We start from the raw sequence: 12,884 nt of genomic DNA, 5'->3' as shown, positions 1-12,884 counted from the left end.
CGGCGCGGACGCCATGGTGCGGGTGTCACGGGTGGCGCGCGGCGCGCTGCCCGGCGCGGGGCGCCACTGGCGGGCCGGCCGCCGGGTGCACCTCGTGCTGCGGGCCGCCGCCGAACCGGTGCAGGCGGACCAGGCGCAGCGGGCGGGTGCCACCGCGCGGGCGGCGCGGCGGATGGCGGAGGCCCTCGCCGAACACCCGGACGTGGCCTACGCCTACTGGGACGGCGGTCTGGCCCGGCTGGTGGTCGCCGCGAGCGAGGCCGCCCTGACCGACCGGGTGCTGGAGCGGGCCGAGGAACTCGCCGACCGGCACGGACTGGCCCCCGCCGACGACGCGGTCGAGGAGTTCGCGCACCCGGGTGACCCGGCCGAGGTGCGGACCGTCTCGGCGGCGATCGTGGCCGACGCGGCGGGCATCGCCGCCGCCGTCACCGGATCGCGGCTGGGGCTGCCGGCAACGCCCCGGTACGTGACCGCGGCCGTGACCCTGCTGCGCGAGAACCCCCGCTTCCGCGGCTGGCTGCGCTCCCGCCTCGGCCCCTCCCGCACGGACCTCGTCCTCGCGGTCGCCAACGCGGCCACCCACGGCGCCGGGCAGACCCCCACCTCCCTGGTGCTCGACGGCGTGCTGCGCTCCCTCCAGCTCGCGGAGGCGCTGGCCCGCGCCGCCGCGTTCGACACCGTGCACGACCGGGTGTGCCGGCCCGGACGGGACGACGTGGCCGCCCACCGCTTCCCGCGCCCGCCGCTGCGCACCTCCCCGGCCCAGGAGTACGCCGTCCACGCCGAGACCGGCAGTGTGCTGGGCGCCGCCGCGACCCTGCTCGTCAAGCACAGCGGCGCCGAGGCGGCCGAGGCCCTCCTCGCGGGCTCCCCGAAGGCCGCCCGCTACGGCCCCGCCGCCTTCCACGCGGTGCTCGGCTGCGCGCTGGCCCGCATCGGAGTGCTGGTGCGCAACATGGAGCGGCTGCGGCAGCTGGAGACGGCCGGTACGGTCTTCCTGCACCCCAGCGCCCTGCACAGCGCGGACGGCAGCGCCGACCCGTGGGCGGAGGCCGTCCTGGACGCGGCGCGCCGCGCCGGGCTGCGCGTCGTGGTGGTGGCCGATCCCGCGCTCGGCGAGTTCACCGCCCTCGCGGACCACATCGTCGCCGCCGACCGGGCACCCGACGAGGTGGTCGAGGGGCTGCGCGGCCGCGGCGGCGTCATCACGGTGGCCCGGCCGTCCTCCTCGGACGACACCGGGGCGCTGGCCGGGCTGCTCGCCGGGGACGTGGCCGTCGCGCTCGCCGACGGGGACTCCGCCGTCGCCTGGGGCGCCGACCTGGTCGCGCCGGGCGGGCTGGCCGACCTGTGGCGGCTGCTCAGGGCGGTGCCCGCGGCCCGTGGGGTCGGGCGGCGCTCGCAGGTCCTGGCCCGGTCCGGAGCCGCTCTGTCCGGGCTGCTGGTCGCCGTCGGCGAGTCGGGGCGCGGCACCGGGATCCCGCTGGTCGGCCTGCGGCACGCGCCCGTCGACATCGGCGCGGCCCTCGCCCTGCTGGGCGGCGCGCGCACGGCCCTCGCGGTGGCGATGGCCCGGGCGCCGCAGCCCCGGCCGCGGGTGCCCTGGCACGCCCTGAAGGTGAACGACGTCCGCGCACGCCTGGACCGCCGGACCGAGGAGCGGCCGACGGCCGTCGCCGCGGCCACCGGCCGGATCCGCGGGGCGGCGCGCACCGTCGTGCGCGCCCCGGGCATGGCGCCGGTCCGCTGGACGGTGCAGCTGGGCCGGGCCGTCCGCGGCGAACTGGACGATCCGCTCACGCCCGTACTGGCGGTCGGCTCGGCCGCGTCGGCGATCCTCGGCTCCATGGTGGACGCGCTGCTGGTGGTGGGGGCTCTGGACCTGAACGCGCTGGTCGGCGGTGTGCAGCGGCTGCGGGCCGAACGGGCGCTGTCCGGACTGGTCGCCGAGCAGAAGCAGAAGGCCCGCCTCACCGACCCCGACGCGGCCGGCGCGCGCACCGTGGACGCCACCCGGCTGCACCCCGGCGATGTCATCGAGCTCAAGGCCGACGACGTGGTACCGGCCGACGCGCGCCTGGTGTGGGAGGACGGTCTGGAGGTGGACGAGTCGGCGCTGACCGGCGAGTCCCTGCCGGCCGGCAAGCAGACCGAGCCCACGCCGAGCGCCGCCGTCGCCGACCGCCGCTGCATGGTGTTCGAGGGCACGACCGTCGTCGCCGGGCAGGCGCGGGCCGTGGTGGTGGAGACGGGGGAGCGGACCGAGGCGGCCCGGGCCGTCCATCTCGCCGCCCGCAAGCCCCCGGCCGCGGGCGTGCAGGCCCGGCTGCAGGAACTCACCAGCAAGGCGCTGCCGTTGACGATGGCGGGTGGCGCCGCGGTGACCGGCCTGTCGCTGCTGCACGGTACACCGATCCGGGAGGCCGTCAGCGGCGGCGTGGCGGTCGCGGTGGCCGCCGTTCCCGAGGGGCTGCCGCTGGTCGCCACGGTGGCGCAGCTGGCGGCCGCCCGCCGGCTCAGCCGGCGGGGCGTCCTGGTACGGGCGCCGCGCACGCTGGAGGCGCTCGGCCGGATGGACACGGTCTGCTTCGACAAGACCGGCACCCTCACCGAGAACCAGCTCCGCCTGGTGCGCGCGACCGACGCGCGGGGCACGGTCCGTACCCCGCAGGAGGCCGCGGACAGCACGACCATGCTGGTGGCGGTGCGGGCCTGCCCGCAGCCGGAGGAGGGCCCCGACAAGCCGGTGCACGCCACCGACGAGGCCGTGCTGGCCGCGGCCGGGCGGGACGCCGAGTGGGTGCAGACCGAGGGCCGGCCGTTCGAGGCGGGCCGCGGCTACGCCGGTGCCGTGGGCCACGCGGGCGACGGCCGGCGGATGTTCGTGGTCAAGGGCGCGCCGGAGATCGTGCTGCCGGCCTGCCGCGACCTGCCCGCCCACGCTCACGACCAGGCCCACGAGCTGGCCGCCGACGGCCTGCGGGTGCTGGCGGTGGCACAACGCCGGCTGGCCGAGGGGGAGAAGGACGCGCAGGTCGGCGAAGAGCCGCTGGACGGGCTGGAGTTCCTGGGGCTGCTCGCGCTGGCCGACGTGCCGCGGGAGTCGTCCACCGCGCTCGTGCACGGCCTGCGCGAGGCGGGCGTACGCCCGGTCATGCTCACCGGCGACCACCCGCAGACCGCCCGCGCGATCGCCGTCCAGCTGGGCTGGCCCGAGGACACCATCGTGGTCACCGGCGAGGAGCTGGCCGCCGCCGACCGCTCCGAGCGCGCCCGCATGCTGCACGACGTCGGCGTGGTCGCCCGGGTGGCGCCCGAGCAGAAGCTCCAGGTCATCGAGGCACTGATGGACTCCGGCCGGGTGGTCGGCATGGTCGGCGACGGTGCCAACGACGCGGCCGCCATCCGCGCCGCCGACATCGGCGTGGGCATCAGCGCCCGTGGTTCGGCGGCCGCCCGCAACGCCGCCGACCTGGTGCTCACCAACGGCGACATGACGGTCCTGATCGAGGCGGTCTCCGAGGGGCGCGCCCTGTGGCACAGCGTCGCCGACGCCGTCGCCATCCTGATCGGCGGCAACGCGGGCGAGGTCGGCTTCGGGATCGTCGGCAGCCTGCTGGGCGGTGCCTCGCCGCTGTCGACCCGTCAGATGCTGCTGGTGAACCTGTTCACGGACCTGTTCCCGGCGATGGCGGTGGCGGTCACCCCGCAGCAGGACGTGCGCGAGGAGGCGAGCGCGGGCAGCGGGCCGCTCGGTGCGACGCTGCTGGGCACGCCGCTCATGCGGCAGATCCGGCACCGCGCGCTGACCACCTGCCTGGGCGCGGTCGCGGCCTGGCTGATCGGCCGCTCCACCCCGGGGACGGCGCGGCGCACCACGACGATGGCCCTGTGCGCGGTGGTCGGCACGCAGCTCGCCCAGACCCTCGCCGACCGCCGCGCGAGCCCTCTGGTCCGCCTGACGGTCCTCGGCTCGGCCGTGGCCCTGGTCGCCGTGGTCGAGACCCCCGGGGTCAGCCAGGCCCTCGGCTGCACCCCGCTCGGCCCGGTCGCCTGGGCGGGCGTCGTGGCGGCCATCGCCCTGGCGGTCACCGGGCAACGGGCGCTGCCGCGGATCGAGCGGGCGGTCGTGCGGCTGGGGCGCTGAGCGGCTCCCAGAAGCCGGTGCTCGCTCACACCGACCGGTGGTACTGCTCCGGCACCCGGACCTCGCCGCCCAGCTCGCGTGCCGCGCGCCGGGCCCACGAGGGGCTGCGCAGCAGCTCGCGGCCGAGCAGGACCGCGTCCGCCTCGCCGTTGGTGATGATCTTTTCCGCCTGCCCGGCCTCGGTGATCAGGCCGACCGCGGCGACCGGGAGCGAGGTCTCGGCCTTGACGCGGGCCGCGAAGGGGACCTGGTAGCCGGGTTCCGCCGGGATGCGGACGCCGGAGGCGTTGCCGCCGCTGGAGACGTCCAGGAGGTCCACGCCGTGGGCCTGGAGATCCCGGGCGAGGCGGACCGTGTCGTCCGCGCTCCAGCCGCCGTCCTCCAGCCACTCCGTCGCCGAGACGCGGAAGAACAGCGGCTTGTCGTCCGGCCACACCTCCCGTACGGCGTCGACGACTTCGAGGGCGAAGCGGGTCCGGTTCTCGTAGGAGCCGCCGTAGGCGTCGGTGCGGTGGTTGGAGTGCGGGGAGAGGAACTCGTTGATGAGGTAGCCGTGTGCGCCGTGCACCTCCACGACGTCGAACCCGGCCGCCAGCGCCCGCCGCGCCGCCTGCGCGAACTGGTCGGTGATTTCCGCGATCTGCGCGACCGTCAGCTCGTCCGGCACCGGATGCCGTTCGTCGAACGCCACCGCGCTGGGCGCCACCGGCTGCCACCCGTGCGCCTCCGGCCCGACCGGCGCCCCGCCCTTCCACGGCTGCCCGGTCGACGCCTTGCGCCCGGCGTGCGCGAGCTGGATCGCCGGCACGGTCCCCTGGGCGGTGAGGAACCGCGTGATCCGGCGGAACGCCTCCGCCTGCGTGTCGTTCCACAGGCCGAGGTCCTGCGGGGAGATGCGCCCCTGCGGGCTCACCCCCGTCGCCTCGACGACGATCAGCCCGGTGCCGCCGGCCGCCCGGGCGGCGTAGTGCGCGAAGTGCCAGTCGGTGGGCACGCCCGCCTCCGGTCCCTCCGGAGCCGCCGAGTACTGGCACATGGGTGCCATCCACACCCGGTTGGGGATCGTCACTTCGCGCAGGGTGCGAGGCTCGAAGAGCGCACTCACGGCGGACTCCATTCGTCACGGGACGGTGGTCGACTCGTACGATAGCTGTCGTAGTACGGTGAGTGTCAAACTACGAAGGTCCTCGTACCGTGCTCGTACGATGGGGGCATCCTCCGGACGAAGTGGAGCCGCCGTGACGCCCGCCGCCCCCGCCACCAGCAGCCGTGCCCTGCCGCATCCGACGCGTGAGGAGATCCGGCTGGAAGGCGTGCTGCACGCGCTCTCCGACCCGATGCGGCTGCGGATCGTGCGTGAGCTCGCCGCCGGGAGCGGCGACGAGCTATCCTGTTCGCACTTCGACCTGCCGGTCACCAAGTCCACCACCACGCACCACTTCCGGGTGCTGCGCGAGAGCGGCGTGATCCGGCAGGTCTACCGGGGCACGGCCAAGATGAACGGCCTGCGCCGGGACGACCTGGACGCTCTCTTCCCGGGACTTCTCGGCGCCCTGCTCGCCGCCGCCGACCGGCAGAGCACCCGCCTCGGCGTGGCCGGCTGAACCGCCCCGCGCGGGAAGGCGGTGGAAGAACAGGTCGGGTACGACCGCGGTGAGGCAGCCCGCGCTGATGCCGTTGTGCAGGACGGTCCGGGACCAGTCCGGGAACCGGTCGTAGACCGTCGGCACCCAGCCGGCAGCACGCCCACCGCCACCGGCACGGCCACCACGGTGAGGTTGTGGCTGCCCCGGAAGCCGACGTCGGCCAGCGTCCTCGGACCGCTCGCCCCGACCGTCCCGAACATCACCGGCCCCGCGCCGCCCAGCACCGGCGCCGGGATCGCCGCCACCACCGCGCCCGCGTGCATCGCGAGCACGTGCTGCACCCCGAAGGCGGCCGACTGCCGTACGGGCGGGACCGCGTCGACGGGATGGACGGACGCGGCCGTCGCCCTGGGCACTCCAGAGCGGCGGGCGGACGGGAAGATCCGAACAGCCGGAGACCGTATGCCGGTTGAACCGTTTGCCGATATCCGGTGTGCTGCCGTCGTGTGTCGCGGCCACCCGCCCGGGACGCGGCCCCGCTACGACGCCGCGCCGCGCGCGGCCGCCCGCAGGGAGTCCCAGTCCGGCAGTTTGACCACACCGCGCCCGAGGGAGGCCCCGAGCGCCGCCTCCGCCCGCTCGATGGCCCGCCAGCCCGACCACTCGACCGGCTCGGCGCCCTCTGCCCGCAGCGCCGTGAGCGGATCGGCCGGGACGTCCTTGCGGACCAGGACGGCGGCATCCTCCAGCAGCGACAGCACCGTCTCCTTGGCGCACGGGCGGTTGGTGCCGATGACGCCCGTGGGGCCGCGCTTGATCCAGCCCGCCACGTACTCGCCCGGGGCGACGACGCCGCCGCGCACCACACGCCCGGCCAGATGCGGCACGGTGCCGGTCGCCGGGTCGAACGGCAGTCCCTCCAGGGGCACTCCGCGGTAGCCCACCGACCGCAGCACCAGCCGGGCCTCGACGTCCTCGTAGCGGCCCGTCCCCGTCACCCCGCCCCGCCCGTCCGGCACCGTCCGCTCGAAGCGCACCGCACCGACCCGCCCGCCGTCCGCCAGCACCTCCACCGGGCGCAGGAAGAACCGCAGCCGGATCGCGCGCGGCAGGCCCTGCGGCGGTCCGGCGGCCCAGCCGCGCAGGACCTCCACGTTGCGGCGCGGCACGGCCGGCAGCGCGGACGGGTCGACGTACGCCGGGTCCAGCGCCAGCTCCGCCGCGTCCACCCGCACCTCGGCACCCGGCAGGGCGCCCAGCTCACGCAGCTCCTTGGTGGTGAAGCGGGCCTGCGACGGCCCGCGCCGCCCCACCATGTGGACGGTGCTCACCCGGCTGGCCGTCAGCGCGGTCAGTGCCGCCTGCGGCATGTCGGTGGAACTGAGCTCGGCCGCGCCGCGCACCAGGATCCTGGTGACGTCCACGGCGACGTTGCCCACGCCGATGACCACGGCCGACCGCGCGCCGAGCACGAAATCGTCCGCCGTGACGTCCGGATGGGCGCTGTACCAGGACACGAACTCGGTCGCCGAGAAGCTCCCCGGCAGGTCCTCGCCGGGAATCCCGAGGTGGCGGTCGGTGGCGGCGCCGACGCAGTACACCACCGCGTGGTACAGCTCCCGCAGCCGGGCGGCCGGCACCCCGCCGGCGCCGACCTGCACCCCGCCGAGGAAGCGCACCCGCTCGTGCTCCAGCACCGTCCGCAGGGTGTCCTGCAGCGACTTGATCTTCTCGTGGTCGGGCGCCACGCCGTAGCGCACCAGCCCGTACGGACAGGGCAGGCGGTCCAGGACGTCCACGAGCGCGGTGGGGTCCTGCTGGACGAGGGTCTGGGCGGAGTAGACCCCGCTCGGCCCGGAGCCGACGACGGCGACACGCAGCACGGCGGAACTCCTTCGTCCGGTGGATCACCGGGGATCGTCCGGCGGGACACCGGGGATCGTCCGGCGCGTCACGGGAGATCGCTGATGGCTCCAGCATGGCACCGCCGGGGCCGCGCTGACAGGGCGCGGGGCGCGGAACGGAAGGCGTGTCCCACCGGATGGAGTGTGCTCGGACACCTGGGGCACGCGGGGGGCCGCTCACCGCGTCCCGCCCTTCCGGGCTACGTCGGCTCCGACGCCGGCTGGTCACCGGCGGGCGGCACCGGCGCACGGGCCGCCTCCCCGGTCGCGAAGAAGCGGGAGACATCCGTGTCGCCGGTCCCGCCGGGTGCCTCGGTGCCCGGCGGGACCCCCAGCTCCCAGTCGAGGCGGTAGCGCCGGAACAGCTCGGCGCGCAGCGGGGCGACCGGCATCCCCGCGTTCGGCAGCACCAGCGCGTAGACCGAGCCCATGAGCAGGGCGCGCAGCATCGGATAGCCGGTCCCGGTGTCGCACGAGCCGTGCCGGGCGACGGTGTCCCGCAGCAGCTCGGCCAGCCGCTGCTGCTCCGGGCATTGCACGAACCCCTCGGTGTCCAGCAGCCCGGCCATGTGCTGGCGCATCAGCACGGTGCGGTCCCGGGCCAGCCCCAGGACCGCGTCGATGGTCCGCGCCATCCGCTCCCGGCCGTCCTCGGTGCGCGGTTCGCGCTCCAGCGCCTCCTCCAGGGTGCGGTGCATCAGCCGGTGCACGGCGGACTGCACCAGCTGGCGCTTGCCGGGGAAGTAGTACGACACCAGTCCGCGCGCCGATCCGGCCCGGTCGGCGATGTCCGCGAGCGTCGTCGCCTCGTACCCCCGCTCGCTCACCAGCTCGACCGCCGCCTGCAGCAGCCGCTCCCGGGAACGCCGCCGCAACTCTTCATTGACCGAGGCGCTACGGGGGGTCATGCTGGAACTCCTGCGTTGACTGGCTCCCGGCCAACTATACTCAGCGCGTCCGGACCGGCCCCTGCACGCCGGTGCCGGCACTGCCGTCCTGCCCCGGGCGACACGGGGGATCGTCCGGGGTGGGCGGTTTCCGGCAGGGACTGCCCGGGCCCGAGCGGGCCGGTGCGCGCATCGGCCGTCAGGGGCCGTGGCGTTCGTGGACCGTGACCGCCACGGCCACCACCGCAGCCCCGAGCAGCCAGCCGCCGACCACGTCCGTCGGCCAGTGCACGCCGAGCCAGACCCGGGTCAGGCCGACGCCCGCCACCGAGACCACGGCCACGGCGAGCACCGTGCGGAACGCGGCGCGGCCGACGCCGTGGCGGTGCAGGAGCCACAGCAGCAGGCCCAGGACGACCGTGGCGGTCATGGCGTGGCCGGACGGGAAGGCCGCGTAGTGGGCGGTGTCGACGGGGTCCGGCCACACCGGACGCTCCCGGCCGACCACGGCCTTCATCAGTTGCTGCACGCCGGTGCCGACCGCGACGGTGACCACCAGCCACACCGCCGTCCACCACGCCGAGCGCCGCACCACCAGCCACACCACCGCCCCCGCGCACAGGATGCGCATGGTCTGCGGGTCCCAGACCCAGTCCGAGAGGATCCGGCACGCCTGGGTGAACCCGGACTCCGCGACCGCCCAGCCGTGGGCGGTCCGGGAGACCTGGCGGTCCAGCGCCATCAAGGGCTGCCATCCGGCGGTGACCAGGACGAGCAGCAGCAGCGAGGCCGACGCCAGGGGGACAGCGGCGCGGGTGGTGGCGCGGTGCTCGGGCGGACGGGGCGGGGAGTCGACGCGCGGGTAGTGCATGGTGCGATCTTTACCGACTCTTGGGGTACGAGGCCAATGTCCGAGCGTGTGGGGCCGCAAGAAGGCTTGATATGAACGCCCGATTGCCAGGAAGTTGCGCCCCGGCCACGCACCGACAGGGCGGCCGGCCCGGCGCCCGCGGTTGGTCAACCGACGCCCGAGGCCGGCCTGCCCGGAAACCCGAAGCCGGCCGGCCCGGCGCCCGAGGCCGGCCTGCCCGGCACGCGCAGTCGGTCGGCCGGGCGCCCGAGTCGGCTAGCCCAGCGCCCGCAGCGCCGGAACCAAGGCCACCAGCACCGGCACCACCGGCACCAGGGCCGCCGCTGCCGACAGCCGCAGCCGGCGGGCCGCGGTCAGCCGGGCCGGGGGAGTGAGCAGCCGCCGGACCCGCTGGGGCACCTGCGCGTGCCCCGCCGGGGCGGGGCCGAACGCGCCCCGGCCCTCGTTGAGTTCCACCAGTGCCAGGGCCGTGGTGAGCCGCCCGAAGCGGCGGGAGGCCATGTCGTCCGCGGCGAGCTCCACCAGCCGGTGCATCTCGTCGCGGAACGCGGCGAACACCGGCACCTGCGGGAATCCGCCCGCCAGCGCGGCAGAGCAGTACAGCAGCCAGTCGTGCCGGGCGCGAGCGTGGCCCTGTTCGTGCGCGAGGACCGCCTCCAGCCGCCGCCCCGTCAGACGGCGCAGCGCGGCGGTGGTGACGACCAGCCGGGGCGCCGCACCGGGCAGCCACCAGGCGTCCGGCCGGTCGCTCTCCAGGACGACCAGCTCGCCGTCGGCGGGCTCCTCACCGGGCAGCAGCGGGGCCCGCACCAGCAGTTCGGCCCGCCGTCGCCGGCGCAGCGCCCGGGCCCGTACGACCTCCCGGACCAGCATCGCCGCGCTCCACGCCGCGCCGCACGCGAGCGTCAGCGCGGTCGCCGCCGCCCAGGGGACCGCCGCGCCCAGCGCGTACGCCTCGACGACCGCGACCGGTGCCGGAGCGAACAGATGGCCGCGCACCGCCTGCCAGGCCGCCGCCGCGCTGAGCGTCATCGACAGCGCGCAGCACAGCAGCACGCCCGCCACCACGCACTGCCACACCCACAGGGCCACCACCGGTTCGCGGTCCGGCCAGTCGGCCCGGGCGAGCAGCCGCGGGGCCAGGACGGCGGTCAGGGCGGCGAGCAGCAGCAGGGCCGCGGGGACCATCATGGGAGCAGCCTAGGAGCGGCAGACTACTCAGAGGTACGGGTACGGTCGGCAAAGTGACGCAGATTACGGTTTCGGGCACCGCGGGATGACGCATCGCGTGATGGCGCACCACATGACGGCGCGCCATGCGGCGGCCGGCGGGGCGGGTGTTCAGAGCGTGATCAGCATCGCGACCATGGCGATGCCCATCGACAGGCGGCAGGCCCGCGCCAGTTCGGGCCGGTCGCCCCAGCCGGCCGGCCGCGGGCCGCCCGCAACGGCGGGCACCGGGATCAGCCGGGCCCCGCTCAGCAGGACGTATCCGGTGAAGTAGAGCAGCAGCAATCCGGTCACCGCCGGGAGTCCGGAGCCCCCGTGCCCGTGTCCCGGGCCGGCGGCGGGCCGGCCGGCCATCGCCAGCGCCATGTAGACCATGGCCGCGGCGCCCACCAGGTGGTGCAGGTGGTGGGTGTCCGTGCGGGCCGCCCACAGGGCGCGCAGCGCCGCCGCGCCGAAGACCGCGGCGTACAGGGGCCAGGCCCACGCGGGGGGCGTGTAGACGGCGGCCGGTACGGCCATCGCGGCCATCCCGAAGCCCATCAGCGCCTCGTCCCCGGCGGTACGGCGCTGCTCCTCGACACCGCTGCGCAGGCGCAGCAGACAGTAGGCGCCGGTCGCCGCGCACAGTGCGACCAGCAGCCAGCCCGACGCGGCCGGTCCGTGCACCCGCACCTCCCCGCTCGACGGTCGGTCAAGGAATGCCCGGTCCGGGCGGCGCGCACGCGAGCGCAAGGGTGTACGCGGGGAGCGCTCGGCGGAGCGCGATTCCTTCACTGGCGTGAGGCCAGTAGAGAAGTTTCCGCGCCGCCCTGCGCTGTGCCCTCGCCGGATACGCCTCCCTGGCCCAGGGCATCGGCCGCCCGTACCGGGCGCCGGCCACCGCCGCGGCCCTCTACCAGGCCGGCCGGCGCCGGGCCGTCCGTGCGGCGCGTCGTCGGCAACCTCGCCGGGGCGCTCGTCTTCGCCGCCCTCGCCCCCCTCGCCCACCTCGGCCCGGCGGCGCTCGTGCCGTGCTGCCTCGCCTGCGCTCTCGGAGCCGAGGCGCTGATCAGCCGCGACTACCGGCTCGGCGGCGGCTGCGTGCCCCCGATGGCGTTGCCCATCACCGAGTTCGCCGGCTTCCAGGACCCGGGCGCTGACCGCCGAGCGGGTCGTGGACACCTTCGTCGGCGCGCTGGTCGGCCTCGCCGCCGCCCTCGCCGTGACCCATCCGGAGCGCCGGCTCCCGGCTGGAGCACGCCCCCTGGCCGCCCCCGAACGGGCCCGTGAACGCTCCGCCCGCCTGCTGACCGGGCCGCGGCCCGCCCCCCGACGCGCTTGACATCGCCCGCCGCGCCCTGGCCGCCGCCCTCGTCGAGCCGCGCGCCCCCGCCGACGCCGCGTCCGGCGAGGGGCGGCGGCGCGCTCTGCCCCAGGAGCGGGTCGTCGGCGCCGAACAGGCAGGACACCGTACGCTCGCGGCGACGGCACGACGCCAGGGGCTGCACCTGGACCTGCGCCTGGACCGGGACGCGGGCAAGACGACGGAGGACGCACGGCCATGACGGGGACGAACGGGCGGGAAGCCGGCGGGGCGGACGCGGCGGGCGCGGCGGACCGCCCCGGCGCGGGTGGAGGGGGCCGGCCCGGGGCCGCCGGGCGCCGGGACACCGTCGCCGCCGTCGTCGGTCAGTGGCAGGCCGTGCGGCCCGACCTCGACACCGCGCCGATGGAGATCATCGGCCGGGTCAACCGCTGCGCCGCCCTGCTCCAGCAGGCCGAGGACGCCCCGCTGCGCCGGGCCGGGCTCAGCCGGCCGGAGTTCGACCTGCTGGGGGCGCTGCGCCGGACCGGGCACGAGCTGACGCCCAGCGAACTGGCCCGCGAGACGTTCTCCTCCGGTGCCGCCGTCACCAAGCGCCTCAAGCAGCTCACCGAACGCGCTTTGGTGGAGCGCCGCGGCGACGACCGCGACCGCCGGGTGGCCCACGTCCGGCTCACGGACGCCGGACGCGACCTCGTCGACGCCGTCCTGCCCGAGCAGCTCGCCTTCGAGAGCGCCGTACTGTCCGAACTCGACGAGCCCCGGCAGGACGCACTCGCCGCCCTGCTGAGCGAGCTGCTCGGCCACCTGGAGGGGCGCCCGGGAGCGCTGCGGGGCTGAGCGGCGCCCCCGTGGACCGCGGTGGCCTCCGACGCGGTCCGCGCGCGGCGCCCATCCGCCCCCGCGTCCCGGCCGGCGGACGCGGCGGCCCGCGCCGCGCAGGCCCGGTCCGG

At 76.4% G+C, this 12,884-nt stretch carries 10 protein-coding genes and 2 pseudogenes; 5 read left to right on the top strand and 7 right to left on the bottom strand.

From position 1 onward, the window contains the following. Nucleotides 1-4,150, top strand: a 4,150-nt coding sequence (locus ACFF45_RS34175) for a cation-translocating P-type ATPase (protein ID WP_381350872.1), incomplete at its 5' end; no start/stop codon positions are given. A gap of 25 nt (nucleotides 4,151-4,175) precedes the next feature. Here the strand turns inward: ACFF45_RS34175 and ACFF45_RS34170 are convergent. Continuing rightward, nucleotides 4,176-5,255 (bottom strand): NADH:flavin oxidoreductase/NADH oxidase, encoded by a 1,080-nt coding sequence (locus tag ACFF45_RS34170; RefSeq protein ID WP_381350870.1) that lies wholly within the window; start codon nucleotides 5,253-5,255, stop codon nucleotides 4,176-4,178. Nucleotides 5,256-5,388: 133 nt separating this feature from the next. On the opposite strand from ACFF45_RS34170, the gene ACFF45_RS34165 reads away from it, so the two are divergent. Then, on the top strand, nucleotides 5,389-5,754 hold the full coding sequence (locus ACFF45_RS34165; RefSeq protein ID WP_381350873.1) for an ArsR/SmtB family transcription factor: 366 nt from the start codon (nucleotides 5,389-5,391) through the stop codon (nucleotides 5,752-5,754). On the opposite strand, the pseudogene ACFF45_RS34160 reads toward ACFF45_RS34165, so the two are convergent. The 6 genes and pseudogenes from ACFF45_RS34160 to ACFF45_RS34135 form a co-directional block, all read right to left on the bottom strand. Beyond that, nucleotides 5,674-6,092, bottom strand: a pseudogene (locus tag ACFF45_RS34160) (solute carrier family 23 protein); the annotation flags it as partial. The gene ACFF45_RS34165 and the pseudogene ACFF45_RS34160 sit on opposite strands and share 81 nt — an antisense overlap. Before the next feature lie 183 nt (nucleotides 6,093-6,275). Continuing rightward, nucleotides 6,276-7,619, bottom strand: coding sequence for an FAD-dependent oxidoreductase (locus tag ACFF45_RS34155; RefSeq protein ID WP_381350869.1), 1,344 nt, complete (start codon nucleotides 7,617-7,619; stop codon nucleotides 6,276-6,278). A 221-nt stretch (nucleotides 7,620-7,840) separates the two neighbouring features. Then, nucleotides 7,841-8,548 carry a TetR/AcrR family transcriptional regulator gene (locus ACFF45_RS34150; RefSeq protein ID WP_381350868.1) on the bottom strand — a complete coding sequence of 236 codons (708 nt, stop codon included), beginning with the start codon at nucleotides 8,546-8,548 and terminating at the stop codon, nucleotides 7,841-7,843. Between the two features lie 178 nt (nucleotides 8,549-8,726). Continuing rightward, on the bottom strand, nucleotides 8,727-9,398 hold the full coding sequence (locus ACFF45_RS34145) for a phosphatase PAP2 family protein (RefSeq protein WP_381350867.1): 672 nt from the start codon (nucleotides 9,396-9,398) through the stop codon (nucleotides 8,727-8,729). Nucleotides 9,399-9,653: 255 nt separating this feature from the next. Further along, nucleotides 9,654-10,589, bottom strand: coding sequence for a M56 family metallopeptidase (locus ACFF45_RS34140; RefSeq protein WP_381350865.1), 936 nt, complete (start codon nucleotides 10,587-10,589; stop codon nucleotides 9,654-9,656). A gap of 150 nt (nucleotides 10,590-10,739) precedes the next feature. After that, the gene (locus ACFF45_RS34135; protein ID WP_381350864.1) at nucleotides 10,740-11,294 is read right to left on the bottom strand and encodes a DUF5134 domain-containing protein; all 555 of its coding nucleotides are present in this window, start codon (nucleotides 11,292-11,294) and stop codon (nucleotides 10,740-10,742) included. Here ACFF45_RS34135 and ACFF45_RS34130 point away from each other — a divergent pair. The 3 genes and pseudogenes from ACFF45_RS34130 to ACFF45_RS34120 form a co-directional block, all read left to right on the top strand. Then, nucleotides 11,289-11,696 (top strand): annotated as a pseudogene (locus ACFF45_RS34130) (hypothetical protein); the annotation flags it as partial. The gene ACFF45_RS34135 and the pseudogene ACFF45_RS34130 sit on opposite strands and share 6 nt — an antisense overlap. A gap of 85 nt (nucleotides 11,697-11,781) precedes the next feature. Further along, nucleotides 11,782-11,949, top strand: a complete 168-nt coding sequence (locus ACFF45_RS34125) for a hypothetical protein (RefSeq protein ID WP_381350874.1) — start codon at nucleotides 11,782-11,784, stop codon at nucleotides 11,947-11,949. Nucleotides 11,950-12,168: 219 nt separating this feature from the next. Further along, nucleotides 12,169-12,771 carry a MarR family winged helix-turn-helix transcriptional regulator gene (locus tag ACFF45_RS34120; protein WP_381350862.1) on the top strand — a complete coding sequence of 201 codons (603 nt, stop codon included), beginning with the start codon at nucleotides 12,169-12,171 and terminating at the stop codon, nucleotides 12,769-12,771. The last annotated feature ends 113 nt before the right edge of the window (nucleotides 12,772-12,884 follow it).

Source organism: Streptomyces cinereospinus (assembly GCF_042430725.1).
Taxonomy (GTDB): Bacteria; Actinomycetota; Actinomycetes; order Streptomycetales; family Streptomycetaceae; genus Streptomyces; species Streptomyces cinereospinus.
This window is presented reverse-complemented; position numbering and strand designations above follow the sequence as displayed.

Coding starts and splice junctions, on each gene's coding strand:
- ACFF45_RS34150 (WP_381350868.1), bottom strand. CDS start 8,548: ATGACCCCCCGTAGCGCCTCGGTCAATGAAGAGTTGCGGCGGCGTTCC.
- ACFF45_RS34145 (WP_381350867.1), bottom strand. CDS start 9,398: ATGCACTACCCGCGCGTCGACTCCCCGCCCCGTCCGCCCGAGCACCGC.
- ACFF45_RS34140 (WP_381350865.1), bottom strand. CDS start 10,589: ATGATGGTCCCCGCGGCCCTGCTGCTGCTCGCCGCCCTGACCGCCGTC.
- ACFF45_RS34120 (WP_381350862.1), top strand. CDS start 12,169: ATGACGGGGACGAACGGGCGGGAAGCCGGCGGGGCGGACGCGGCGGGC.